Source organism: Psychrobacillus sp. 05T411, assembly GCF_056396485.1.
On record NZ_JBFTLO010000011.1, the window covers coordinates 117,522 to 144,125 of the forward strand.

Annotated in this window: 22 protein-coding genes; 21 read left to right on the forward strand and 1 reads right to left on the reverse strand. The window is 36.2% G+C overall.

Translation table 11 applies throughout. The features are described from left to right. Nucleotides 1–26: 26 nt before the first annotated feature. From AC1DFT_RS11425 to nagB, 19 genes are all read left to right on the forward strand, one after another. The gene (locus AC1DFT_RS11425) at nt 27–1,112 is read left to right on the forward strand and encodes an ABC transporter substrate-binding protein (RefSeq protein WP_477919320.1); all 1,086 of its coding nucleotides are present in this window, start codon (nt 27–29) and stop codon (nt 1,110–1,112) included. After that, a complete protein-coding gene (locus AC1DFT_RS11430; protein ID WP_477919321.1) occupies nt 1,113–2,213 on the forward strand; it encodes an ABC transporter ATP-binding protein in 1,101 nt (366 codons plus the stop codon). It begins immediately after the preceding gene. Further along, entirely contained in the window at nt 2,177–3,124 is a 948-nt protein-coding gene (locus AC1DFT_RS11435; protein WP_477919322.1) for an ABC transporter permease, read from the forward strand. Before AC1DFT_RS11430 ends, AC1DFT_RS11435 begins: the two co-directional genes overlap by 37 nt. After that, nucleotides 3,125–3,919, forward strand: coding sequence for an ABC transporter permease (locus AC1DFT_RS11440; RefSeq protein WP_477919323.1), 795 nt, complete (start codon nt 3,125–3,127; stop codon nt 3,917–3,919). It abuts the gene before it with no gap. 136 nt (nt 3,920–4,055) lie between these two features. Continuing rightward, entirely contained in the window at nt 4,056–4,853 is a 798-nt protein-coding gene (locus AC1DFT_RS11445; RefSeq protein WP_477919324.1) for an IclR family transcriptional regulator, read from the forward strand. A 903-nt stretch (nt 4,854–5,756) separates the two neighbouring features. Further along, nucleotides 5,757–6,674 carry a dihydrodipicolinate synthase family protein gene (locus tag AC1DFT_RS11450; protein ID WP_477919325.1) on the forward strand — a complete coding sequence of 306 codons (918 nt, stop codon included), beginning with the start codon at nt 5,757–5,759 and terminating at the stop codon, nt 6,672–6,674. A 22-nt stretch (nt 6,675–6,696) separates the two neighbouring features. After that, a complete protein-coding gene (locus tag AC1DFT_RS11455) occupies nt 6,697–8,343 on the forward strand; it encodes an ABC transporter substrate-binding protein (protein ID WP_477919326.1) in 1,647 nt (548 codons plus the stop codon). 77 nt (nt 8,344–8,420) lie between these two features. Beyond that, complete coding sequence (locus AC1DFT_RS11460; RefSeq protein ID WP_477919327.1) at nt 8,421–9,374, forward strand: ABC transporter permease; 954 nt, start codon at nt 8,421–8,423, stop codon at nt 9,372–9,374. Nucleotides 9,375–9,390: 16 nt separating this feature from the next. Further along, entirely contained in the window at nt 9,391–10,272 is an 882-nt protein-coding gene (locus AC1DFT_RS11465) for an ABC transporter permease (RefSeq protein ID WP_477919328.1), read from the forward strand. Nucleotides 10,273–10,282: 10 nt separating this feature from the next. After that, complete coding sequence (locus AC1DFT_RS11470) at nt 10,283–11,299, forward strand: ABC transporter ATP-binding protein (protein WP_477919329.1); 1,017 nt, start codon at nt 10,283–10,285, stop codon at nt 11,297–11,299. Next, the gene (locus tag AC1DFT_RS11475) at nt 11,296–12,309 is read left to right on the forward strand and encodes an ABC transporter ATP-binding protein (protein WP_477919330.1); all 1,014 of its coding nucleotides are present in this window, start codon (nt 11,296–11,298) and stop codon (nt 12,307–12,309) included. Before AC1DFT_RS11470 ends, AC1DFT_RS11475 begins: the two co-directional genes overlap by 4 nt. 13 nt (nt 12,310–12,322) lie before the next feature. Next, entirely contained in the window at nt 12,323–13,765 is a 1,443-nt protein-coding gene (locus AC1DFT_RS11480) for a hypothetical protein (RefSeq protein ID WP_477919331.1), read from the forward strand. A gap of 30 nt (nt 13,766–13,795) precedes the next feature. Further along, nucleotides 13,796–15,136 (forward strand): sialidase family protein, encoded by a 1,341-nt coding sequence (locus AC1DFT_RS11485; protein WP_477919332.1) that lies wholly within the window; start codon nt 13,796–13,798, stop codon nt 15,134–15,136. A 48-nt stretch (nt 15,137–15,184) separates the two neighbouring features. After that, nucleotides 15,185–16,171 carry an SGNH/GDSL hydrolase family protein gene (locus tag AC1DFT_RS11490; protein ID WP_477919333.1) on the forward strand — a complete coding sequence of 329 codons (987 nt, stop codon included), beginning with the start codon at nt 15,185–15,187 and terminating at the stop codon, nt 16,169–16,171. Nucleotides 16,172–16,226: 55 nt separating this feature from the next. Further along, entirely contained in the window at nt 16,227–16,916 is a 690-nt protein-coding gene (locus AC1DFT_RS11495) for an N-acetylmannosamine-6-phosphate 2-epimerase (RefSeq protein WP_477919334.1), read from the forward strand. Between the two features lie 19 nt (nt 16,917–16,935). After that, nucleotides 16,936–17,826, forward strand: coding sequence for an ROK family protein (locus AC1DFT_RS11500; RefSeq protein ID WP_477919335.1), 891 nt, complete (start codon nt 16,936–16,938; stop codon nt 17,824–17,826). Nucleotides 17,827–17,839: 13 nt separating this feature from the next. Continuing rightward, nucleotides 17,840–18,694: a MurR/RpiR family transcriptional regulator gene (locus AC1DFT_RS11505; protein ID WP_477919336.1), complete on the forward strand. Its 855-nt coding sequence runs from the start codon at nt 17,840–17,842 to the stop codon at nt 18,692–18,694. Nucleotides 18,695–18,892: 198 nt separating this feature from the next. Then, nucleotides 18,893–20,068 (forward strand): N-acetylglucosamine-6-phosphate deacetylase, encoded by a 1,176-nt coding sequence (gene nagA / locus AC1DFT_RS11510; protein ID WP_477919337.1) that lies wholly within the window; start codon nt 18,893–18,895, stop codon nt 20,066–20,068. After that, the gene (gene nagB, locus AC1DFT_RS11515) at nt 20,059–20,796 is read left to right on the forward strand and encodes a glucosamine-6-phosphate deaminase (protein ID WP_477919338.1); all 738 of its coding nucleotides are present in this window, start codon (nt 20,059–20,061) and stop codon (nt 20,794–20,796) included. Before nagA ends, nagB begins: the two co-directional genes overlap by 10 nt. Before the next feature lie 570 nt (nt 20,797–21,366). Here nagB and AC1DFT_RS11520 read toward each other — a convergent pair. Next, the gene (locus AC1DFT_RS11520) at nt 21,367–22,737 is read right to left on the reverse strand and encodes a glycosyl hydrolase family 18 protein (RefSeq protein ID WP_477919339.1); all 1,371 of its coding nucleotides are present in this window, start codon (nt 22,735–22,737) and stop codon (nt 21,367–21,369) included. A 365-nt stretch (nt 22,738–23,102) separates the two neighbouring features. Here AC1DFT_RS11520 and AC1DFT_RS11525 point away from each other — a divergent pair, with 365 nt between their 5' ends. Together AC1DFT_RS11525 and AC1DFT_RS11530 are read left to right on the forward strand one after the other, a co-directional pair. Further along, nucleotides 23,103–25,094: an ABC1 kinase family protein gene (locus AC1DFT_RS11525; protein WP_477919340.1), complete on the forward strand. Its 1,992-nt coding sequence runs from the start codon at nt 23,103–23,105 to the stop codon at nt 25,092–25,094. A 210-nt stretch (nt 25,095–25,304) separates the two neighbouring features. Continuing rightward, on the forward strand, nt 25,305–26,540 hold the full coding sequence (locus AC1DFT_RS11530) for an ATP-binding protein (protein WP_477919341.1): 1,236 nt from the start codon (nt 25,305–25,307) through the stop codon (nt 26,538–26,540). The last annotated feature ends 64 nt before the right edge of the window (nt 26,541–26,604 follow it).

A 26,604-nucleotide genomic window follows, 5' to 3' on the forward strand; every position in this document is an offset into this window, starting at 1 on the left:
AATATTCTATTATAGGGGGATGGTTTATGAAAAAGTTGATAATTGTTTTGATTGTCGGAATGATAACGCTTACAGGTTGTGTGGCAAATCCTAAGCCAGCAGTTGAATCAACATCGTCGGATAATACAACGGAAATTACAATTGCGGGTGCGGGAGGCTTAATCGAAAAAATGATTCGAGATGAAGTTGCCCCGAAATTTACGGAAAAGACAGGAATTAAAGTGAATTTTATAGCTGGTCTTTCTAGTGAAATTTTGTCAAAAGTTGAACTTCAGAAAAATGCACCTCAAATTGATATAGCGATGTTATCCCCAACAGATGTTCAAAGAGCTCAAAGCAAAGAGTTAATTGAATTATTGAGCACAAAGGAAGTTCCCAATTTGGCTAAAATTGATGAACGATTCGTCGCTGTAGATAACGTGAGTGTTCCGATTTTTGGATATACAATTGCCCCAGCCTATAACAAAGATATATTTGAAAAAGAAGGTATTGCACCAATTGCTTCATGGAATGATCTGATACGTCCTGAATATAAAGGAAGAACAGCCTTCTCAGATATTTCAAGTGATTTTACCTATACCATTCTTTATAATTTAGCATTTGCGAATGGGGGAAGCTTGGATAACATGGAGCCCGGTCTAGCAAAAGCAAAAGAAATGGCCGCATACTCTACAACCTTCTATAAAAACTCAACCCAAATGATACCAGCTCTTCAACAAGAGGCTGCTATTGTGACCGTTATGGGAAGTTATAATATTGCTCAAGTTGCTGATTCTGGTATCCCTTTACAGATGGTCGTACCAAAAGAGGGCTCGCCGTTATTAGCTAATAGCGCGACCATTGTGAAAAACTCGAAAAACAAAAAAGCTGCAGAGGAGTTCGTTGACTTATTAATTAGCCCAGAGATGCAGGAGCATTTTTCAGATGGTGGTTTCTATCCAGTAGTAGAAGGAGTAAAAACTTCTGATAGGTACCAATCGATTATTGGTATAGAAGAGAGTGATAATTTGTATCGACAAGATGTTCCGAAGCTTGCTGAAATTAGAGGTATATGGGCAGATAGATTTATGAAAGAAGTGACTCCAGATCTTGGGAAGAAAGTAGGGAACTAAATGCAAGATGTTTTGACAAAAGATGTAGAAATACGTGGGGTTAACAAATCATATGGTTCTAATCAAATTCTCAATGGCATTGATTTAGTTATCGAGCAAGGTGAATTGATCACCTTGCTCGGCCCTTCTGGATGTGGAAAAACAACGACTTTAAATGTAATTGCAGGATTTATTGAAGTGGATAATGGGGAAGTTTACATTAAAGGTAAGAAAATGAACAGTATACCCCCTTATAAGCGTGATTTAGGGATGGTGTTCCAAACGTATTCGCTATTTCCACATATGACTATTTATGAGAATTTGGAATTTGGTCTTAATATAAGGAAAATGGACAAAAGAGAAAAAAATAATGATATTAAGAAAATGTTGGAATTAGTTAGATTAACAGGTTTAGAAGATCGCTACCCTCGTGAGTTATCGGGTGGACAGAGACAACGTGTAGCTATTGCGCGAGCTTTAGTGGCAAAGCCTCAATTATTGCTATTAGATGAACCATTAAGTAACTTAGATGCAAAACTGAAACTTGAGCTTAGAACGKAAATTAAACGACTGCAAAAAGAAGTCGGTGTAACTACTATTTTTGTGACACATGATCAGGAAGAAGCCCTTTCTATGTCAGATCGAATTGTCATCATGAACGAAGGGAAAATTGAACAAATAGGGACACCAACGGAAATTTATGAAAAACCCCAAACAGAATTTGTCTTTCAATTTATTGGAAAGTCTAATCGTTTTAATGGTCATATTATTTCAATGGACGTTCAAACAATCCAAGTAAAGTTAGAAGATGGGTCATTGATAAGTGTGGATGCAAATAACGTAATGAAGAAAGAAAGTACATGTCAAATTGGGGATGAAGTAGTGCTTTATATCCGGCCAGAGAAAATTTCTATAACTTCTCGTGAAGATGAACAACTGGTTAACTGTTTATATACTAGAATTCTTCAAGTGAACTTTCTGGGGAACTATTGGGAGATTGAAGTTGAATGGAATGGTAAGTTGCTACAGTTATTCTGCCCTACGATAGAACCTGATTGGATAATAGGACATGAGGTGAGAATTGCATGGAAATCAACCGATTTGAAAATCAACCAAATTTAGATGAACTTAATACGAAAATACCGATGAAAGTTTTACCTAAAAAGCGCTCTAAATGGAGACGCTATCTCCCAGCGTATCTGCTTTTGTTTCCTCTATTATTAATTATCTGTGGTTTTTTCTTAGTACCAATGTTATATATATTGTACCTAAGTTTTATTGTAACCGATGGACTTGATACCAAAAATGCAGTTTTTAGTCTGCAAAACTATGTACAATTTTTTTCAGATTCCTATTTTCTTAAATCTTTGTGGCTAACGATTAAAATAAGTATTTACACGGTCTTGGTAACTCTTTTTCTTGGTTATCCTGTGGCACTTACTTTATTAAAGTGTTCACAACGAGTGAGAGGATATTTAATACTATTAATTGCTTCTCCACTATTAGTTAGTATCGTTGTTCGCAACTTTGGTTGGTATTTATTATTAACCCCTAATGGAGTAGTGAATAACCTATTAATGGCAGTAGGTATTATAGATTCGCCAATTAAAATATTGTTTTCGGAATTAGGTGTAATTATTGGCTTATCAAATGCGTATCTTCCATACATGATCTTAGCAATAGCAACTAGTTTATACAATATTGATCCCTCTCTTGTCAAAGCAGGTTCCATATTAGGAGCTGGTCCAATACGTTCCTTTTTGTTAATAATTTTGCCATTGAGCTTACCTGGGATAGTAGCAGGCAGTGTACTCGTATTTAGTTTATCTATGAGCTCGTACGTAACTCCTGTTCTTATGGGCGGAGCCAATGTTCCTATGCTACCGGTGGTTGCTTACGATCAAATTCTTAACTTATTACGTTGGACATACGGTTCAGCCATATCCTATGTTCTGCTAGGTGTTACAATGATTATTGTTAGCTTAACAACAAGGATATTTGAGATAGGGAAGTTCAAGGAGGTGTTCCGTTAATTGAAAATTTTAGCTAATTTAAGATTGTTCATTTCCGGTTTAACTATTTTCTTTATTATAATTCCAATCGTTGTGACGATTCCAGCATCTTTCACGAGTGCGGATTATCCGAGCTTTCCACCAAAAGGATTTTCGTTTCAATGGTATATGAAATTGTTAGATAGGCCAGAATTTATCAGTTCTTTTTCTTATAGTGTTCAGTTTGCGGTTTTAACAGCGATATTTTCCGTTGTTCTCGGAACAATAAGCGGGTTAGCTTTGGCTAAATATGATTTGCCAGGGAAATCATATTTAGTTTCGTTTTTAATGTCCCCTCTAACCGTACCTCAACTAGTTCTCGGAGTTGCTTTGCTTATATTTTTTACTCCAATGATGTTGGCGGGAACTCCAATTGGATTACTAATTGCTCACGTAATCATCAGTGTACCTTTCGTGATGCGTTATGTCCTAACAGGATTAAGTGGATTTGATTACACTTTGGAGCGAGCGGCAATGATTCTTGGTGCTAATCCTTTCCAGGTATTTTGGAAAATAACGGTCCCCCTAATTAGACCAGCCATTTTCTCAGGTGGATTGTTTGCCTTTTTGACATCCTTTGACAACGTGACGGTTTCTTTATTTATGATTTCATCGGATATGCGAACACTACCGATTGAAATTTTCTCTCATATGCAGGATTCGTTTGATCCATTAGTTGCAAGCGCTTCTAGTGTTGTGATATTAATCTCAGTTCTGCTTATTTTAATGTTGGATCGAATTCATGGGGTTGGGCGTCTTTTTGGTGGACCAAGTTAGGAACGGGATTACTTATAGATTCAAACCCTGAAGAACCAAGGGGGGCTTGGTTCTTCAGAAGTTCCTTTACCTTTCCTTGGTAAGTTATAAATATAAACGAAGAGATCTAAGCAATTTAGCAAACTGGAGGATTTAAATGGAGAATAATAGTCATAATAAAACACAACGATTAACAACTTTAGATAGTGCAATAGATGTTTTGTTAGCGTTAGATAGTGAAAATAGTAAGAGTATCAGGGAACTAGGGCAAGAGTTGGATGTTTCCAAAAGTACATTACACAGAATATTACAGACATTTGAATATAGAGGATTGATAAAACAAGATTCAAATACAATGAAATATTCGTTGGGGCTAATGATTCTTGAATTAGGAAAAGGGCTTAAAGAAACAAATGAATTAAGAAAAATTGCTTATCCATTAATGGAGCAGTTAAGAGATAAAACTGGTGAAACGATTCAATTAGCCATTCAACAAGATGATAAAATTGTTATTTTGGAAAATATAGATGGCACAAATTTATATCGATTGTTTTCTCAATCTGGAACAACTTTTCCATTAACTTACGGTAACTTTGGTAAAATATTTTTATCGAGAATGGATATGAAATATATTATCTCTATCATGGAAAAGCATCCTTTAAAAAAATACTCCCCAGCATCCATTATTGATCCAGAACTATTTTTAAAGAAAATCAGTGAGGTCAAAAGTGAAGGAGTATGTATTGGAATTGATGATCCAACAGAAGGCGCCTATAGTATTATTTGTCCAATATTTAATCATAGAGGGGAAACTGTAGCTGCAATTTCTGTAGCAGGAGTCAAAACATCGAATGCGCTTGAAAATATTCACCAAACAGAACAAGTTATTAGGAAGACTGCCCTATCTATTTCAAGAAAAATAGGGTATTCACCGTCTAATTCAGATATACAATAATATTTAATATTGATGTACTCTTAAAGGGGATTGACTGTTTGCTGAAAAGGGGGAAAGCTACATTCAAGAGACGAAAAAAATATTATGTTCTATGACTAAGCGAGTTTCCTAGATTTTTGATGGAAAACTCGCTTTTTCACATATATGCTTGATCGTAGTGTGTGTGGCCTCGTATTTTGCGATTATGGGCAATCTCTATTGTGATTCTCTATATGTTCAGCAAAAACGAACCAATACTGCTCATAATTATATATAAAGAATATGTCTTTCTAACCAAATAAAAAGACATTACGACCAAAGTATTTATTAAACTAAAAAATTGGTACAAAGACTGTTTGGTTAAGATATCAATTCAGTCTTTTTTATTACTTCAAACAACAAGTCTTTCAAAATTCTATGTTGCCTTTACCAGATATGTGTAAATGGAAATTCAAATATTGCTTTTACGAAAGAGAGGAATTCAAAATAATAAAGGTGATTTTTATGGACATCCAGTAGTGTTTACATTAATGCAAAAGAATTTAAACAGTAAATGATCCAACTTGGAGTTGACAACTTAACCAAACAAAATATGAAGTTTAATAAAGAAGGCTGCCCCAAAAGTCGTTAACTTGATTGACTAAGGGGTAGCCCTTTTGATTTGATTTGGTTTTGCTAGAAGGATAGAATCAGTTTTTAATTCCATAATGTAACATCCACTTCGTGCATAAAGGAAAGTAAATGATTAAGGAGTATGTACTTTTGTGCTGTACCCAATAAAGGATATGGGGTATATGCATGAATAGTGGAAATTTTTTTCAGTAATTAAAATAATGGTGAAAAATATTTACAATTATCAGAATTAATGATATAGTCTGTTTGTAAGCGATTTCAAATACGATTTTTAGGGTAGGGGAAAAGAATATGTTACTAGATAAGTATAAGGGTATTATTCCTGCGTTTTATGCTTGTTATGATGATTCAGGAGAAATATCACCAGAGAGAATAAAAGTATTAGCTAATCATCTATATGGAAAAGGAGTTCAAGGTCTCTATGTTGGGGGAAGTTCGGGAGAGTGTATTTATCAAAACCTTGAGGAAAGGAAAGCGACATTACAATACGTTTCTGAAAGCCTGAAGGGGAAACTTACGCTAATCGCTCATGTCGGAGCTCCATCAACGAAGGAAAGCGTGGAATTAGCGAAGTATGCGGAAGAGTTGGGATATGATGCACTTTCCGCTATACCGCCCATTTATTTTAAGCTACCAGAGAGTTCAATTGAAAAATATTGGACGGAGATAATGGATTCGACGGAACTGCCATTTATTATTTATAACATACCGCAAACGACTGGCTATAACCTTTCTATTAATCTGCTTACAAAGTTATTGAAAAATGACAAGCTAATTGGGGTGAAAAATTCTTCCATGCCTGTTATGGATATTGAAAGGTTTAAAGCTGCAGCACCTGAAGATTTTATAGTATTTAATGGACCTGATGAACAATATGTCTCTGGAAGATTAATTGGCGCGGATAGCGGGATAGGCGGCACATATGGTGTGATGCCGGAGCTATTCTTAAAAGCAGAAGAGTTTGTTGCGGCAGGTAACTTTTCCGAAGCTAGAAAAATTCAACGTGATATCAATGACATTATTATTGCATTATGTTCATTGAACGGTTCGATGTATTCCACGATTAAAGAAATCTATAAATTACGAGGGATTAATATCGGAAGTGTGAGAGGGCCATTGGAACCTGTAACTGGGGAAGATCTAGGGAAGATTGAAATCATTAAAAATATGATTGATATAGTCATGATGAAATTTGGAATAGAAAACTAATATCAAAAAGGGGTGTATGTGGATGAAAAAAGTAGGGTTCTATTTATTCGTTATCTTGAGTGTATTGTTTATTATCGGATGCTCACCTGAGAAAGATGAAGTTAAAGACGATGGTACAAAGTCGTCCAGTGATTCAGCAGTGACAACTGCAGCTAATGATGGCACATTAAATCTTGTTACTATTAATCCTAATGGGTTTGGCGAAAGAATTGAACCATTGTGGTTAAATAGGGGAGAAATACATCAAAGGTTAATGTTTAGAAGCCTGTTCTTACCAGATGTAGATTTGCAAAATTTAAATCCAGATTTAGCTGCAAGTTACGAGGTTTCAGACGATGGGCTTACGTACACAATTACGATGAAAGATGGACTTAAATGGCATGACGGGGAAGACCTAACTTCTGAAGACGTAGTGTGGAGTATAGAAACTGTGCTAAAAGGGACGCAAGTCAATGCGATTTATACAAATGCATTTTCTTCGATTGAAGGGGCAGCGGCTTGGATAGCAGGGGAAAGTGATAAGCTTGCAGGTATTACGACTGAAGGAAATGCAATAACAGTTAAGCTAGACAACCCAGTAGGGAACTTCCTACCTGTATTAGGGCAATTCGCAATATATCCAAAGCATTTATTGAAAGATGAAAATCCATTAGAAATTCATAATGCCGCTTTTTGGGAAAATCCAGTTGGGAATGGAATGTATAAATTAGAAAAACTGGAACCTGGAAACTTTGCTACATTTATTCCAGCTGAAACGTATGAAGGTACAAAGCCTAAAATTCAAAAAATTGTGTTGACGGCAGTTGCAGAACCAACTTCTGCAGCGAAAACTGGCCAAGTAGATTTCTTTAACACGAATGTTGCAGAGTTCATTGATAGCATGAAAGTTGTTGACAATTTCGTTGCACATCCTATCGATATTCTTTTTTACCGTTATTTCTTAGTGAATATGGAAGATACAGAAGGAAATGTTAATGAGAAAATGGCTGATAAGAGAGTTCGAGAGGCTCTTATGTATGGAATTGACAGAAAGTCATTAACAGAACAATTATATCCGGGCTTAGCTGCAGTCTTGAACACTGGTGTTCCACCAACTTTTGACGAAAGTTATACGGATGCTCCTGAATATGAATATAATCCAGAGAAAGCAAAAGAGCTTTTAAAGGAAGCAAACTTTGATTTTAATGAAACGATTAAGCTACGTTTTTACTATGGCGACCAAACATCCATTAACTTTATGACAGCTGTAGCGCAGTACTTGACAGAACTTGGAATGAAAGTGGATGTATTACAGTTCCAGGCAGACCCTACAACAGAACTTTACAAAGTAAGAGATTACGATATTGCACTTAAAGGGTTATCTTCATTTGGTTACGAGGAATGGTACGGTGAATACGAATCAACAAACTCAAATATGGTCAATATTTTTGGTCTTGATGGTATTTTTGACGATGGAGTCGCTAAGTTAAAAGAGACTGTTGATCCTGTGGAACGCAAAGGAATTCTTCAAGAACTTCAAAAACAAGAAGTGGAAAGTCTTTATAAACTTCCATTGTATACAGTGAATAGTTATTACTATGTAAATGAGGAAAAGCTTAAGACCGCAGGAATCTACGGAAACCCTTGGTATAACTACGATATGAAATTCGAAGAGTGGGAAATAAAATAATGGACTGAAAACAAATCGCAAATCAATACTTCTATGGATTTGCGATTTGTTTATATAGAATTCAGGTGGTGAAGTAAGTGTTAAAGTATATCATTCGAAAATCTTTAGTCACAATACCGATGTTATTTGTAATCAGTATTATTGTATTTTTCGCTATACAATTATCACCAATTGACCCTATAAGTTATTCAGCTTCACCGGATGTAGCAGTAGATTCGGAAAACTTAGAAGCGCTTCGGGAACATTTGGGATTAAATGATCCGTTATACATACAGTATTACCACTGGATCATTGCTGTTTTTAAAGGTGACTTTGGCTATAGCATTATAACTGGTCAACCTATAGCAAAAATATTAGCCTTAAAGTTGCCTGCAACCATTGAACTCTCATTGTTAGCCTTAGTAATTTCCACAATTATAGGGGTGGCTATGGGATTAATTTCTGCAATCAAACCGAATAGTATGAGTGACTATTTTTCTCGAAATGTTGCTGTACTAGGTATTTCAATTCCCGAATTCTTTTTTGGGATTATCATCATTCAAATATTTGCGATTCAACTAGGCTGGTTACCCATTAGTGGTCGTATCGGAGTAAATGATGTTACATTTTGGGATAGGCTCCCAAATTTGATACTTCCCTCTTTTACGTTGGCAATCGGAATGTTGGCCGTACTCCTAAGATATACAAGAAACTCCATGTTGGATGTTCTTAGTAAAGATTATATTAAGACAGCAAGAAGCAAGGGGATTCCAGAGTGGAAAGTATTTATATTTCATGCATTTCGAAACTCATTGGGATCAATATTAGTCATTCTCGCTTTCCGCCTACCAATGTTAATTGGGGGTTCAGTCATTATCGAAATGGTATTTATGTGGCCGGGAATTGGGAACGCAATAATAAGCGCGGTTTCATCGAGTGATTATCCTGTAATTATGATTACGACAATGATGCTTGCATCGGCAATATTGGTAGCAAGCTTTTTAGTGGATGTGCTTTCCGCATTTTTAGACCCAAGAATCCGACTTGAATAGTGAGGTGGCTATGACTATGAATATGACTACTTCAGCAATAGAAGTAAAAGTAAAAAAAACTAGTCTCTTGAAAATTAGAATAAAAAAAATGCGGTCAAATAAATTAGCGACCATAGGTTTACTAGTTTGTATCGGTATGACCCTATTATCGGTATTTGCCCCATTGATAACAAGTTACGATCCAGCACAAATGAATCTTTCTAATATTACACAAGCTCCAAGTGCAGAGCACATTTTTGGGACGGATAAGTTAGGTAGAGATGTATTTGCCCAAGTTCTATATGGAGGACGTGTTTCCATATATGTTGGTGTTTTAAGTGCTTTAGGTGGAACGATTATTGGTGTTCTAGCAGGTGCTATCGCTGGTTACTTTGGTGGGAAGGTTGATAGCATACTTCTAAGATTTTCAGAGATTTTCATGACATTCCCGCAACTAATATTAGTTCTAGTGTTAGTATCCCTTCTTGGTCAGGGGGTAAACAATCTAATTATTGTGTTTGTCATTACAGGGTGGATGACGACATTCCGTCTAGTAAGAAACGAATTCTTAACTGTAAGGGAAGAAACGTATGTGAGTGTATGTCGTTCTTTTGGAATTCCTACTTCTTCCATCATATTTAAACATATGCTACCGAATACAATGAGTCCAATTATTGTAGCATTTACAGTAAACGTTGCAGGTTTTATCTTGGCAGAAGCAGGATTGAGCTTCTTAGGTCTTGGTGTTCCTGTTACAACACCAACGTGGGGGAATATCATGAATGCAGCACAATCAATTGATGTTGTCACAAACTATTGGTGGCTATGGTTAGCACCAGGGATAGCGATTTCATTGTTTGTTTTGGCGATAAACTTCTTAGGAGATGGATTACGAGATATTTTAGATCCTAAACAGTGAGGGATTAATTATGAGAAAACTAAATTCAATATTAAAGGTAGAAAATTTAACTGTCTCATTTAGTGATGGAAAAGAATCAACAAAGATTTTAAAAGATGTTTCATTTTCAGTATTCAGTGGTAAGATGTTGGCGATTGTCGGGGAATCAGGATGTGGAAAAAGTGTCACTGTTCACTCTATTATGCAGTTGTTACCTAAAAATGGTAAAATTGATAGTGGAAAAGTACTTTTTAATGACGGAGGAAATGAAGTAGATTTAGTCAGTATGAAAAAGTATGGAAAACAGATGAGATCGATGCGTGGACAGAAGATTGGTATGGTTTTTCAGGACCCAATGGCTTCCTTGAATCCAACTCATCAAGTGGGAAAGCAAGTAATGGAGAATTTAATGCAGCATTATAAAATGCCTAAAAAAGAAGCAAGGGATAAGGTAATTGAGTTATTTAAATTGTTAGGAATTCCTGATCCAGAACAGCGCATAAAAGATTACCCTCACCAATTTAGTGGAGGTATGCGACAAAGGGTAATGATTGCAATCTCCATGATTTGTAATCCGAATTTGTTAATTGCCGATGAGCCAACTACAGCTCTCGATGTAACGATTCAGGCTCAGATTATGGATTTAATGAAGGAACTCCAAGAAAAACACGATAAATCAATCATATTAATTACACATAATATGGGTTTGGTGGCGGAAGTAGCTGATTTTGTAGCTGTTATGTATATGGGGAGAATTGTTGAGTACGGTACGGTAAGAGATATATTAAATAATCCAAGCCATCMATATACGCAATCGCTATTGAAATCAGTACCAGTTATGGGATTAGACAAAAATAAAAGGCTAGCAACAATTAGAGGAACTACTCCCAACCCGAAAGATTATGTGAAAGGATGCGAATTTGCAGGTAGATGTGATTTTGCAATGGAAAGTTGTCTAACAAGAGATATTCCCGACATTAACTTAACTAATAGCCATCAAGTAAGGTGTCTTTTAGTGGAAGAAAGTAAGGAAGTGATTGCAAAATGACTACATCTAAAAGTGAAGAGATGATTTTCAGTATTAAAAACTTGAAAACACATTATCCAGTACTTGGGGGTTTTTTCAGAAAACAAATTGGAACGGTGAAGGCAGTAGATGACGTTACGATAGATGTTCGAAGAGGTGAAACGTTGGGGATTGTCGGAGAGTCTGGCTGCGGAAAGTCAACTCTGGCTAAAACCATGATGTTATTGGAAAAACCAACCGAGGGAAAAATGCTCTACGATTTTAATGGAGAACAAAAAGATGTAACCAAATTAAATGCTGGAGATGTGTTTGATTTTAGAAGTCGTGTACAAATGGTTTTTCAAGATCCATACTCTTCTCTCAATCCATCAAAAAGAATCATAGAATCATTTGATGAGCCACTTAGAGTACATGGGTACAAGAATCCGGCGGAAAGAAAACAACGAATTATTGAATCACTTAGAATGGTAAATCTTAGTGAGGATTATTTATATCGGTTTCCCCATGAATTTTCGGGTGGTCAAAGACAGAGGATTAGTATCGCAAGAGCATTATGTATTAATCCTGAACTTATTATTTGCGATGAACCCGTATCGGCACTTGACGTATCAATCCAGGCACAAGTTTTAAATTTAATGAAAGAAATTCAAAAAGAACTGAACCTGACATACGTTTTTATCGCACATGATTTAAGTGTTGTCCAGTATATGAGTGACCGTGTTGTTGTCATGTATTTAGGGAAAATCGTGGAAATTTCTGAAGCATCCAATTTACATGTTAACCCACTTCATCCTTATACGGAAGCATTGCTCTCTGCGGTACCTGTGCCAGTTGTTAATGAAGGAAAGAGTAAACGAATATCTTTAACAGGCGATGTTCCAAGTCCGATCAATAGACCATCTGGATGTCCATTTAGTAACAGATGTCCGAAAAGAATGGATATTTGTACGCAAGTTGAACCTCAATTACATTCATATGGAGAGGAAGACCATCAAGTCGCCTGTCATTTATATACGAAAATAAATGGATAAAGGAGTTATTGAGATGCATAAAACGACCAAGTATTTATTCCTAGACTCTGGAATTGTAAATTCCCATTATGGTGATAATGTTGAAATGCGTTTGAATACGATTCAAAAAGATGAAGTGAATAATCCGCTTTTTACTGAGGAGTTTTTTTCTAATCCATCAAAGAGTTGGGAAGTTCGTTACGATAATTCTTATCCCAATGTATTTTATGATTCACATGAAAAAATTTATCGATGCTATTATACTTTATTTTTGAAAGATGATCATTCAGCATCAACCCCTTTAGATAAAAGACCTGGAAAGCAATACCGACCTAGTTCAAAAAGAGTTACTGGATTCTGTTATGCATTTTCAAAAGATGGAGTCAATTGGGAGAAACCGAATCTAGGATTGGTCGAATTTAATGGAAGTAAAGATAATAATATTATTTTTAGGAATGCACATGGTTCTTGTGTATTTTTAGACGAGGAGGAGACAGACCCTAGGAAAAAATACAAACTCTTGACAAAGATAGAGTATTCTCACGATAACCACTTTATGGCTGTTGCCTATTCTAAGGATGGGATTCATTTTGGAGAACCTATTCCGTGGCCAAACTTCAATCCTCAAGCAGATACATATAATTATTTTTTTAGAGATCCTGTGACACGGAAATTCATTTTGATTACACGTATTTGGAAAAACGGATTGAGGATCGCTGCCAAATCTGAAAGTGTAGACTTTATTCATTGGTCGAAACCAGTTGAAATAGCGAGAGGTCAAGGATCTGAATCCCAAGTTTACTCTATGCCCATTTTCCGTTATGAAAATATTTATCTAGGATTGCCTTCAATGTATAAAGAAGGTGACCGTTCAGATGATGATTTTGATACGGTTGATTTGAAACTAAACTTTTCAGTCGATATGAACAACTGGGAGTTTGTTGCACCTAAGGAGAACTTTATAGTGCGAGGAAAAGGGAAGTATCCAACTGGTGAGTTTGATTGTGGATGTATTTTCTCTAGTACACCTGTTGAAATTGATAATAAAATCTATTTTTATTATATGGGTGGTAATGGTCAGCATACGAACTTCCGTGAAACTTCATTTGCAAGAGGTTATATAGAAAAAGATAAATTTGCTTATTACGCACCTAAAAATGAAGCAAGCAAATCAATTGTGCTAACATCTGCTTTCAATTTCTTTGGTGAACAATTAAGTATATTGGCTGACTTAGAAGAAGGCGGGTCCATTCAGTACGAAATTGTAAAACGCAACTCATTAGAATCTATAGAAGGTTTTGGTATAGCGGATTGTGAGCCAATTATCGCATCGGGTTGGAGTTCAATGAAGTTTAAAGACAAACAAATAACAGACGTAGGTAATGAGCCTTTCTGTATTCGATTTACTTTTGAAAGAGCGAAATTATATGCACTTGACGGTTTCTTAAATGTCTTGAAGAAAAAGTATAATCAATAATAAAGAGTAAAATTCAAGGAGTTTTCTACTATGACTAAACTTGAAACACAAGCAATTTTCTATCCCAATTATGCTGGTTCGAAAGCATATCGAATTCCATCAATGATAACAACGAGTAAAGGGACAATTATTGTTGGAATTGATGCAAGGATAGTAGATCAAAGGGACAATCCTAATAAAATTGAAACGGCGATTAGGCGAAGTAATGACAATGGAAAAACATGGGGGTCGATTCAAAAACTTGTTGCTTTTGCTGGAGAGGGACTAGATGGTGCGGCTGCTATTGATACGGCTCTATTAGAAGATGAAGTGACTGGTACGATTTTTATGATTTTATGTCATACTCCAGGTGGAATTGGTCTTCGGACTTGCGAAACTGGGATTGGTTTTGATGCAAAAGGACGTAGGAAACTATTTGACAAAGACGGAATGCTTTATTTACTGTCCGAGGACGGCAAGGTTTATGATTCAACGGAGAAAATAACTAATTATACAGTTGATGCCCAAGGGTACGTTTACGAGGACAGTAAACCAAGTGGCAATATGTATTATAAAAAAGGAATTGATCCAAATGAAACTTTACTTGAAGGGAGAACATCTTTTTTACAAATGATTCAAAGTGAAGATGATGGACTTACCTGGTCAGAACCAAGGGAGTTAAATCCATTCGTGAAAGAAGAGTGGATGCGCTTTATCGGATCTGGTCCAGGGCGTGGACTACAATTGAAACATGGCGAAAAAGCTGGACGTTTGGTGTTTCCAATCTACTTCTCCAATGAAGAGGGTCACTTATCATGTGCATGTATATATAGTGACGACCATGGTGTTACTTGGAAGAGAGGTGAATCGCCAAATGATAGAAGAGAGCTGGATGGAAAAGTTCTTTCCGCAAAAGAAATCTCTGATGTGAAGCAGTATTTAACTGAATCTCAAGTTATTGAATTGCCGAATGGAGATCTTAAATATTATATGAGAAATCACTATGGACTTCAAAGAACTGCCATGGCGAAGAGTACGGATGGGGGCGAAACTTGGGGGAAAGTGACATTTGACATGACTTTGTTAGATCCAATCTGTCAATCTAGTGTAATACTTTATCCTGATCAATGTGATGGCAAGGTACGGGTATTATTCTCTAATCCAGCCAATGAAAATAAACGAACAAAAGGTACGGTTCGCTTGAGTGAGGATGGAGGGGTAACCTGGCCGTATAAGAAAGTGATTGAAGACGGCTATTTTGATTATTCTTGCTTAACGATCCTTCAAAACGGCGAAATTGGTGTCATTTATGAACATATCTATGATGATAGTGATTTAAATAACATGGATATTCGGTTTGGTACATTTACGTTGGATTGGTTGAAATCATAATAAATCGTTTACTTCAGCATAAAAAAATACGTAATAGGCGGTGTCCTAATGAAACCTATTTTGTTGAATTCACAAACAATACGAGGTGCCTTGTCACTCGAAACAGACGGTGAATTTACTATTCCTTGGCGAATTTTTCATGAAGAAAAAGAATTCTATACGCCAAATCTACTTAATGGAACTGCAGAAATACCTGCTGGTGTTCGAATAACATTTGAAACAAACGCATCAAACATAACAGTGGAAATCGCGGTATCTGAAGCTGAAGTTGAATTCGATCTTGTGATAGATAAAGCATTCGTGAAAACAATTATTGTGAATTCAGGGGACACAACTTTGACTGTAGATGGTCTTTCGGTAAGCACTAAACTTGTGGAAATTTACTTGTCGCAACAACGAAAAGTAGCGTTAAGAAATGTTTATATTCCCGATGAAGCAAATTGGAATGTTTATTCATCCCAAAGGAAGAAGTGGATTACATATGGGAGTTCTATCACTCAATGCACTGCAGCAGAAAGTCCTTCGAAAACTTGGCCAGCTATTACCGCGAGTGAATTGGATCTTGATTTAATTTGTCTGGGATATAGTGGGCAATGCCATTACGAGCCAATGATAGCCCGAACAATTAGGGATACGCCTGTTGATTTCATTTCCCTATGTGCGGGAATAAATATTTTCGGTGCAAATAGTTACAATCACCGAACATTCCAAGCCATCATCATTGGATTTATTAAAATAATTCGGGAAAAGCATATAGCTGTTCCAATTGTTTTAAGTTCTCCTATCTTCGGAACATTTAGAGAAGAAACTCCTAATTTGGTTGGATTTACTCTAATTGAAATGCGAGAACTGATAGAGGAAATTGTAGATATATTCAGGAGAAATGGTGATAAGTATATTTACTATGTGAATGGATTGGATATTCTGAGTGCAGAAAATGAAAGTTTACTCCCAGATGGCCTTCATCCTAATGCAGAAGGATATAAACTGATGGGACGCAAGTACGCAACAAAGTTTAATACTTATTTTAACTAGATAAAAAATGGTGGAAAAGCCCATTGGCAATTTATGAGCATGGAGTTGTATTAATATGAAAACTAAAAAGGCAATTTTTGCATCAATAAAAGGGGAACTTATTGTTTCATGTCAGGCACTTCCCGAAGAACCCATGCACAGTTCGTTTATTATGGGGAGAATGGCTTATTCAGCGATGAAAGGTGGAGCTAAGGGAATTAGAGCCAATAGTGTAGAGGATATTAGAGAGATTAAACAAACGGTAGATTTGCCTATTATCGGGATTATTAAAAATGTATATGAGAACTCTGATGTGTTTATCACCCCAACATTTAAGGAAATAGATCTTTTGTATCGTGAAGGTGTAGATATCATTGCCATAGATGCTACGAAGAGAAGAAGACCTGATGGCAAAACAATAAGCGAGGTTTATCCCCTTATTAAAGATAAATATAAGGATCAATTATTCATGGCAGATTGCTCTACGTATGAAGAAGCAAAAACCGCCTATGAATTAGGATTTGATTTCATTGGTACAACGCTAAGTGGTTATACAGACTACACCCAGGAGGTTAACTTACCAAACATGCAATTGATGGAAAGATTAGTGAAAGATTTTCCTGTGCCAATCATTGCTGAAGGTGGTATTTGGACGCCAGAGGAACTTAAGCACGTATTCGACCTTGGAGTTTACTCAGCAGTTGTTGGAACAGCCATTACAAGACCTATGGATATTACAAAAAGGTTTATTGAGGCAATAAAATAAGGTATGTAGGATGAAGTAAATGAAAATAGTAGCAGTAGATATTGGAGGAACTTCGATTAAAATATGCCTATCCGATGAGCATGGGAATATTTCTTCGTTTAAAGAGATTGATACGGAGGCTAAAAAGGGTGGACCACATTTAATCGAAAATTTGATTGAAGTAATAGCAGAATCTTATAAAGGCCTTGATGCCATTGCTATTAGTACAGCTGGACAAGTAAATAGTGAAGAAGGATCAATCATTTATGCGAATGATAACATTCCAAATTACTCGGGGATGAATATAAAGGGTATTTTTGAAGCGAAGTTCGATGTTCCCGTGAATGTAGAAAACGATGTAAATGCGGCTGCTTTAGGGGAAAAGTATTTCGGAGCGGGAAAGGAATTTAATGATTTTCTCTGTTTAACTTATGGAACAGGTATTGGGGGCGCCATTGTCATTAACTCTACAATTTATAAAGGTCTTAATGGAGTTGCAGCTGAGTTTGGTCACTTAATATTACATCCTGGAGGAGAAAAATGTAATTGTGGACATCAAGGCTGCTATGAAATGTACGGATCTACTAGAGCATTGGTGAAGAATGCGATGGAGCTAGACAGTAAATATGTCAATGGGCGAAAGATTTTTGAAGGTCTTGAACAAGGTGATACGAAATTAGAAAAAGTACTGAATAACTGGGTGGATGAAGTTGCCTACGGTTTAGTTTCATTAATTCATATTTTTAATCCGCCAGCAATTATTATAGGCGGCGGAGTGATGGAACAAGAAAGGCTATTAGTATTGATAACAAATAAAGTAAAAAAATTAATGATTGATAGTTTCTCCGATGTGAAAATAGTGAGAGCTACTCTTGGAAATAAAGCTGGATTACTAGGTGCAGTATCGCTTCATTTTTCAAGGAATGACTAGGGGGAAAAGCTTAATGACCAAAATAGATATACTTTCACTAATTCAGTCAAGATACCATACCTTTACGAATACAGAGAAAAAAGTGGCCGACTATATCGTTGAAAACATAAAAGATGTGATATATATGTCGATTACCGACTTGGCTGATGCTTGTAATGTAGGAGAATCAAGTGTATTCAGATTTTGCAAAACACTAAAACTTAGAGGTTATCAAGAATTTAAAATCGCTTTAGCTCATAACACTTCCTTAGAAGATGAAATGCCACAACTTTCGAGTAAAATTACGATGCAAGATACAATTGAAGAATTATCGTCCAAAATTCTAACAGCAAACGTAAATGCACTGACCGAGACACATAATCAAATTAATATAAATGATGTGTCTAATGCTGTTGAGATGATTATTAAGGCAAATAGAATCCACTTCTTTGGCGTCGGAGCATCATTAATGACTGCGTTGGAAGCGAAGAATAAATTTATGAGAATAACAAATAAAACAGAATGTACGATTGATTCTCATCTCCAAATAATGTCAGCCTCATTAATGACAAAAGATGAGATTGCTGTGCTTATTTCTTATTCCGGTTCGACTAAAGATATCATTCAAGTGGCAAAGGTTGTTAAGGAAAGAGGAGCAAAGATTATCGCCATAACTAGATTTGCCAAATCTCCTCTAACGAGTTACTCAGACATTACGCTACTATGTGGGTCCAATGAAGGTCCGTTGCAAGGTGGGAGTTTATCAGCTAAAATATCACAACTATATTTATTGGACCTTCTTTATGCTGAGTACTTTAAGCGAACTAAAAAAGAATCGAGTATTAACAAAGAGAGTACTGCAAATGCGGTTATAGAGAAGATGTTGTAATTTATTCCTTGCCGATTAAGAAGTTTGTAAAGGAAATCATCACAAGATTGCCACTCTACCAGCATAGGTTGGGACCTCTTCAACCTATGCTAGTAGAGTAGCAAGTATTATCTTAATGAAATAAAAGGAAGAAAAATTCCATTTACTGAAGTCATTCAGAAAATTACATTGTGGTTTTTTCATAAGGAGAGACTATTTGTGGGAAAAACTTTATTAATATCAAATATTATAATCGCGGATTCGACGAAAGAGAGTATTTTTGGAGACGTTTTTTTGGAAAATGGAAAAATTATAGAAGTTGCAACTTCTATCAAAAAAAATGCGGATACAAACATTGATGCCGCTGGTAAAGGGTGGATCTTAGTCCCAGGATTTATTGATATTCATATCCACGGTGCATCAGGCTTTGATGTAATGGATGCAACAATAGAAGCGTTAAGTGGTTTGGCAAGTGCACTTCCTCAAGAAGGCACGACTAGTTTTTTAGCAACGACAATGACGCAAACGGATAAAAATATTGGAAAAGCGTTACAGAATGCAAGTCTTTTTACTGCGGACGAGGCGCAGGCTGAAATGTTAGGTATTCACTTGGAAGGCCCTTTCATCTCATCTAAAAGGGCTGGCGCCCAACCGATTGAATATATTCTACCGGCCTCATTTTCCTTATTTAAAAAATGGCAAGAACAGAGTGGAAATCGTATTAAACTTGTAACAGTAGCTCCTGAAATAGATAACGGGCTTGCTTTTATTGAGGAACTGACTGCAAATAACATCATTGCATCGCTCGGACATACAGATGCGACATTAGAAAAAGTTGGCAAAGCGGTTACAGCGGGAGCAAGACATGTGACTCATTTATACAACCAAATGAGCCCTTTTCATCATCGAGAACCTGGAGTGGTAGGGGCTGCTTTTTTGGAAAGAAAATTGACGGTTGAAATGATTGTTGACCTGATTCATAGCTCGCCGAAATCCGTTGAACTTGCTTTTCGGCAAAAGGGCGCAAGTCGAATTATTTTAATAACGGATGCGATGCGGGCAAAAGGACTTGCACCTGGTACTTATGATTTAGGTGGACAGGATGTCGTGGTTACTCAAGAGGATGCACGGCTTGCTGATGGAACACTAGCCGGGAGCATTTTAACAATGGAAAATGCAGCGAAAAATATGAGGCTGGTAACAGACTGTACATTGTCTGAGCTAGTTGCGATGACATCTACAAATGCTGCATTACAGCTAGGACTGTCAAATAAGGGCAAGATAGAATCGGGAAAAGACGCAGATTTAACCATTATAGATGAAGAATGGAATGTTCAAGTGACCATTTGTCGAGGGAATATTGCATATACAAAGGGGAGACAATTATGCAGGTGATTGTGCTCGATAATTACAATGCAATTAGTGAGCAAGCGGCACGATTGGTAGAAAAGAAAATTCAAGAAAATGACCAATTAGTACTCGGACTTGCAACAGGAGCAACCCCGCTTGGTTTGTATAAAAATCTGATTAGTGGTTACAACACGCGTGGCATTTCATATAAGAATGTGAAGACAATAAACTTAGATGAATATTTAGGTTTAGAAAAAAATCACCCGGAGAGTTATCATACATTCATGTCTGAGAAGCTATTCAAACATATAGATATAGCAATAAAAAATACATTTATTCCTGACGGCAAACCAAGTTCCGCTGAAGAGGAATGTATGCGTTATGAAGAGATAATTAACAGTGTAGGTCCAGTCAATCTACAAATATTAGGAATTGGAACAAATGGTCACATTGGTTTTAATGAACCAGGAACCGACCCACATAGGTCAACCCATGTAGTAAAACTAAAAACATCTACTAGAGAAGACAATGCACAATTCTTTCGGTCCTTAAACGATGTTCCGAAGTATGCAATTACCATTGGAATCCAAACAATATTAAAAAGTGAGCAAATTATTTTATTAGCATCTGGAAAAAGTAAAGCAAAAGCGGTGAAAAGGTTGTTGGAAAAAAGTATTGATAAGAATTTTCCTGCATCTTTTTTGTGGAAGCATAATAATGTTACGCTAATTGTGGATCGAGACGCATACCATCTTGTTCAAACAATAAATTAGTGAAAATACCGCGTTTAATAAACCACCCCAGATTATTAATTTTAAGCACTCACGGTGGTTCAAACTTTTTAATTTGTTACCTCATACAAGTTGAAAATGGCCCTTTGCAGCAATATATGCTGGATTGTTTTGGAATTCAAGTAACGATGAACGGCTCTGTTATTTCATGAAAATTAATATATGAAACTGATAAACTTAGGAATAGCTACTCACATAAAGCACGGTGGTGGCTGAACTCCCGTATGAGGCATTTAGTTTAATTGCACAATTTAACTTAGTGCTAATAGAGGTACTTACACTAATAACAAGTGTAGTCGTCTACCTTTACAAAAAAGAAATAGCCACCCTGCCGACTAAGGAAGATAGCTATTTCCAAAACACTTTATGATGGTCAGCCGCTATTTTTGCGGCATGTGATTGCTTTAACTGAGTGTTGACAGCACTCGGTCTTTTTATTCTACGTTTAAGTTTATCCTATTTATACAAAAAAACAAATCACTAGCTCGAATATGTCCTGTGCAAGAGGCATTTGAAAGCAATACTAAATTATCATTGAATCGTGTGTAACATTTATTTATTGAAATGATATACATCCCAAATATCTGTTGTTTCAGAACCAATATACCAAGCTGCTACACCGCCCAATTGATATTGGTTGGCTAAGTCAATACGAAGCTGAATCGATTGTTTGTCCTCCAACCAAATTTGGTGTTTCTCTCCATTTGCAGTGTACTCTACATAATTCTGCTGCGTATTTATATCCCAAATCTTTTTTAGACCTTTTGAGGAAACGATTTGCTTAACTTCCGTCATTGTGCGGTCGATCCCTATTACTTTTTTCGTTGTTAAATTAGTTACCCATTCTCTCGTGTAAAATGGTACTCCTAATACGATTTTATGGGAGGGTACCTCATTCATTAAAAGCTCCACACCTTGTTTAGTCCATGGAATAGAAGCTACAGAACCTGCTATTGGACTAGTTGCCCAATGTTCTTCATAACCCATCATAACAATATAGTCAGCAACTTCACCTAGCTTTTTCCGATCTAAGCTGCCTGACCAGAATGGATCGATGTTTTCTCTTGTAACATCAACAGAGACTTTAATATTATGTGGCTGAAGAGCTTTTTTGAGTTCGGTTATGAAAAGGACAAAATCTTGTTTGTTTTTCGGATCAATGTTTTCGAAGTCCACATTAATCCCATCACTCTTCGTTTGAACTAAAGAGTTCTTAAGAGCCGACACTAATTTCTGACGGTTTTTAGCATTATTTAATACTAAATCTGTCAATACTGGATCAAATTTATTCCCAAATAATGGCCATACTTTTTTACCTTTACTATGTGCGTCTTTCAAATAGTTAGTATCCGCATTAATGGAAACAAAATTGCCAGATTTACTTAAAGTATACCAACGGGGCGACACCACATTTAAATTGACATGGTTTAATTGCTCTGCATAACTTTTTGTTCCACCATTATATTTCCAACCCATAACGATTCGTTCCTGATTCTTTTGTTTTATATTGGACTGTTGAATCCATCCTGTTTGCCCGCCTAACAACTGAATTTGCAAGTAATTATTGGGAATAAATAATTTTTGTCCAACAAGAATGGTTGAAGAACTCAATTGGTTCAATTTAATCAAATCATAAATGGATATGTTATACTTTTGGGAAATTTTCCATAAAGTATCTCCGGATACGACCGTATGGAGAATGGTAGGGGATAAATCTCCCGGTACTGTAGTCAGAATAGGAAATTCTTCTCCTTTTTTTAGTGTGGTGATTACGGTTGAACCTTGTTTAGGCAAACTTAATACTTTAACATTATCTATTTGAACAGTCCCAACTGAAAGTGATTTGCCAGAAGCTTCTCCTTTGGTTGGCGCGAAACTTACTAATAAAATTAATATAATGATACTATGAAGTACTTTTTTCATTTCATCTCATTCACCTTTAGTTTGAAAGTAGTGTAGAACTATCATAGATTACTATAGATTAAATGTAATAGATACAGGTACTTTGTGGTAGAAGAACCAGTGTTAGATGATGCAATCTAATAAAGGGTTTTACGAATGATTTGGCGAATATTCCATTACAATTCCCGTAGATATTCTTCGTAAGATTAAAAACCAAGATTCAGAATTGAACCTAAGTTGTGTATCACAGGGATGACTTCAATAGAAAATAGCTTTTTACTCATCGTGAGGTGATAGGTATTTTAAATATTTGGCCATAATATGTTAAAACGTTTGATTCACCAATATGGAAAATGGGTAAAAGAAAAGGGAAGGATGTGGGAGCTGTGATATATGTAAAAATGATCGTTCAAGTACTTGCCATCTCAATATTTATCTTTTATGTAAGTGGGCGATTGATGGGATCGCAAATAAACTTTATAAAGCGGATCATGTCGGTTCTCGTGAGCGTCGCTTTTACGTCATTTGTATATTGGTACTCCTATTTACGTTATACTGCGTATTTGAATGATGTGTATGTATTGATGGATATTAGGACGCTCATTTGGATTGGTAGTATGTTACTCATTTCGATGTTGCTGTATTTGTTTTTCGAATTGTTTGATCCGCTTGCGATAGGGGAAAAAGGGGAAAGATTAACTAGGCATAAGTCACCTATTTTACGATTACGGAATCAATGGAGGAGCCAAAAGAGGCTGGCGCAAGTAATGCAAATTGCGATGAAAAATGGGATTTCGCGTACGCTTAAATATGCACGTCATCGTGAAAATGACCATGAATTGGCGATTGCTTTTCGAGATACACTTGAGGAATCTGGAGGAATATTCATCAAATTTKGGCAAGTGTTATCTACTCGTAATGATTTATTTCCAACTGCTTTTGTGCAAGAGCTAGGCACACTTCAGCAAAACGTCAAACCCCTTTCGGAAGAGCAAGTAAAACGCATTTTAGAAAAAGCTTTGCCATATAAAATGGAAGATGTGTTTTCAAAATTTGATATGATGCCCATTGCTGCTGCATCGATTGGGCAAGTACATAAAGCAGTACTGAAGATAAATAATGAGGAAGTGGCCGTTAAATTATTGCGTCCCGATGTAAAAGAGATGATGCGGGACGATTTAACGATATTAGTGCAGTTTGCCCAATGGGTTTCGGATCGCTCGAAGTGGGCAGAAAGTTTAGGTTTTCGGGAACTAGCAACTGGCTTTGCGGCAAGCTTTCGCGAAGAAGTAAATTTTGATATTGAAATGCGCAACACGATGCAAATAGCCACTGCATTGAAAAAAAGTTCCTACAAGATGAAAATTCCATATGTTTATACAGAGTATAGTAATAGCCAATTAATTGTGTCGCAATTTGCGAAAGGACAAAGTATTACTAGTAAGGAGACAATATTTGAAGCTTTACATGTAGATAGAGAAAATTTCGCTCGTACAGTATTGTTTTCTTTTTTTGAGCAGATGCTCTATTCGGGAATTTTCCATGCGGATCCGCATCCTGGGAATATCTTTATTGACAAGTATGATGGTAATCCTATTTTGTTGGACTTTGGTGCTGTTGGGCGTTTAGCCGAGCCGCAACAAGAAGGGATTAAGTTATTTCTCATGGGAATACAACAAAATGATGCGAATATTTTATATGATGCAATGACCTTACTTGTGGAAGAGCATGACCATATTGACCGTTTAAAAATGGAACAGGCGATGGCTCAAATTTTGCTTCGCATTTCATATGTTCAGCGTATACCAACGGAGGAACTTATTCATTCTCTCTTTGCTGTTGTCCGAGATTTCGGTTTATCGTTTTATCCATCGGTCGGGCTTGCTCTACGCTCGCTTATAACGCTAGATGGGACTTTACATTTGATCAAAGCAGATTTTGACTTGTTCACGGAAGCAAAAGACTTTTCGAAGCACTATATTACGAATATGCTAAAAAAACCGTTTAAAGAGCCAATTGCAACGAAAGAACGATTAGAAGAAGAGTTTGCCCTATTACTACCAGCACTACGTAAAATTCCTAGACGAGTCGATAAACTGATTCAAAGAGTGGAAAGTGGAAAAATTACCTTGCACCATGATGTATTTTCCGATAAACACAATGCATTGTTCGTGACACAATTGTTTTCTCGTTTTGTATTGTTATTTGCTGGTATTACCTTTGGGTTTATTTCAGTTGCGCTTCTGGCAATTGGTCAAATTATCGAAGAACCCTATAGTGTGTACATGAATTCTGCCGCATACGTGGGATTATTTTTGTGTGCAGTATTGCTCGTTCGTTTATCAATTCAAGCAATACGGTTGATGAAACGTGGATAGCATATTAATCGGTAGGGAACAAAGTGCTAAATAGGGATAAAACACTCATTTTTAAAAATTCTAAATATGGTATACTTTTTTCATTATTAAAGGAACAAATCGTGTGGATTACTTATATTTGTTTACATCGAATATTATTATCAACGGGGTAACAAGTAAAAGTATCTTTCAGTTCCAGCATGCCAAATGTGGGGGACAGGAGGATAATAAATGCTAGAAAGTTTTTTGGTCAATATTTTATTTATTGTTTTACCAATGTTACTTATCAATGTTTTTTTTGATATGAGTGAAAGACGATATGAACGATTGTTTTTCTTGTTTTTTTTCTCGCTCTCGATGATCCTATGTATGAGTTATCCTTTTATTCTTGAAGCTGGAGTACTATATGATTTGCGATATATCCCATTTACTATAGTAGCGTTATACGGTGGATATAAAGGCGTATTCCCGCTTTATATTCTATTAAATATACAGCGATTTTTAATAGGTGGGGAAGGTACGCTTCAGTCCTTCCTAATGGCAACAACTATTTTTATACTGCTACCGCTAGTAGCTAAGCGTTTTAAAGCGTATCATTCAAAAAAGCGGATTCTCATTGGTGTATACAGTGCGGTATTAGTAGTTTTATTTTATTTAGTATCATTATCCCTTTTTTTGGGGAATTTAACGTCTGAATTTTGGACGCTTGCTTTTTATGCATTATTAATCCAAGCAAGTGTGATGGCGATAAATCTAATTTTAATAGAAAAAATGATATCTAATAAAAAGAAGCGAGAATACATCCTTTGGGCGGAGCAGCTACATGTTATGGGAGAGCTCTCAGCAAGCGTTTCCCACGAATTACGAAACCCTTTAACTGCGATGAAAGGGTTTCTACAATTATTAGCTACCTCTAAAACAAATACGAATAAAGAACAGCTGTATATCGATTACTCTTTAAAAGAAGTGATGCAAGCGGAAAACATTTTAAATGATTATTTGGCATTTTMAAAGCCTCAGTCAGAACATATGATTTATTCGGATTTAAAGGAAGAAATCCAGTGTGTAAAGGATATGTTGCTACCATATGCGACCACCCATAATGTCGAAATCCATCTTTCTTTTTCTAATACTTTGAAAAAAGAGTTTGACCAAAATCAAATGAAGCAATGTTTGCTTTATTTGCTGAATAATGGCATCATGTCCATGAAAGACAAGGGAGGTATTCTTTCTATTGTCATAAAAGAGGAAGAAAAGAATATCGTCATCCGAATAACAGACGATGGAATCGGTATGACACAAGAGGAACTACTACATCTTGGGAAGCCCTATTATTCCTTTAGCAAAGAAGGAACTGGTCTTGGTATGCTGATGGTGTATGGAACAATCGTTAAGTTAAATGGGAGTATTGATGTTGAKAGTATAGTAGGAGAAGGCACAATATTTAATATTGCTATTCCTACATAGAGATGAGTAAAAGGATGTGCAAATTTGCACATCCTTTTATATTGTAGGCCATATAGGGATACTG

What these genes read in the sequence shown, in the direction of transcription:
- AC1DFT_RS11425 (WP_477919320.1), top strand. Translation starts at nt 27, where the DNA reads ATGAAAAAGTTGATAATTGTTTTGATTGTCGGAATGATAACGCTTACA.
- AC1DFT_RS11435 (WP_477919322.1), top strand. Translation starts at nt 2,177, where the DNA reads ATGGAAATCAACCGATTTGAAAATCAACCAAATTTAGATGAACTTAAT.
- AC1DFT_RS11445 (WP_477919324.1), top strand. Translation starts at nt 4,056, where the DNA reads ATGGAGAATAATAGTCATAATAAAACACAACGATTAACAACTTTAGAT.
- AC1DFT_RS11450 (WP_477919325.1), top strand. Translation starts at nt 5,757, where the DNA reads ATGTTACTAGATAAGTATAAGGGTATTATTCCTGCGTTTTATGCTTGT.
- AC1DFT_RS11455 (WP_477919326.1), top strand. Translation starts at nt 6,697, where the DNA reads ATGAAAAAAGTAGGGTTCTATTTATTCGTTATCTTGAGTGTATTGTTT.
- AC1DFT_RS11465 (WP_477919328.1), top strand. Translation starts at nt 9,391, where the DNA reads ATGAATATGACTACTTCAGCAATAGAAGTAAAAGTAAAAAAAACTAGT.
- AC1DFT_RS11475 (WP_477919330.1), top strand. Translation starts at nt 11,296, where the DNA reads ATGACTACATCTAAAAGTGAAGAGATGATTTTCAGTATTAAAAACTTG.
- AC1DFT_RS11480 (WP_477919331.1), top strand. Translation starts at nt 12,323, where the DNA reads ATGCATAAAACGACCAAGTATTTATTCCTAGACTCTGGAATTGTAAAT.
- AC1DFT_RS11485 (WP_477919332.1), top strand. Translation starts at nt 13,796, where the DNA reads ATGACTAAACTTGAAACACAAGCAATTTTCTATCCCAATTATGCTGGT.
- AC1DFT_RS11490 (WP_477919333.1), top strand. Translation starts at nt 15,185, where the DNA reads ATGAAACCTATTTTGTTGAATTCACAAACAATACGAGGTGCCTTGTCA.
- AC1DFT_RS11495 (WP_477919334.1), top strand. Translation starts at nt 16,227, where the DNA reads ATGAAAACTAAAAAGGCAATTTTTGCATCAATAAAAGGGGAACTTATT.
- AC1DFT_RS11500 (WP_477919335.1), top strand. Translation starts at nt 16,936, where the DNA reads ATGAAAATAGTAGCAGTAGATATTGGAGGAACTTCGATTAAAATATGC.
- AC1DFT_RS11505 (WP_477919336.1), top strand. Translation starts at nt 17,840, where the DNA reads ATGACCAAAATAGATATACTTTCACTAATTCAGTCAAGATACCATACC.
- nagB (WP_477919338.1), top strand. Translation starts at nt 20,059, where the DNA reads ATGCAGGTGATTGTGCTCGATAATTACAATGCAATTAGTGAGCAAGCG.
- AC1DFT_RS11520 (WP_477919339.1), bottom strand. Translation starts at nt 22,737, where the DNA reads ATGAAAAAAGTACTTCATAGTATCATTATATTAATTTTATTAGTAAGT.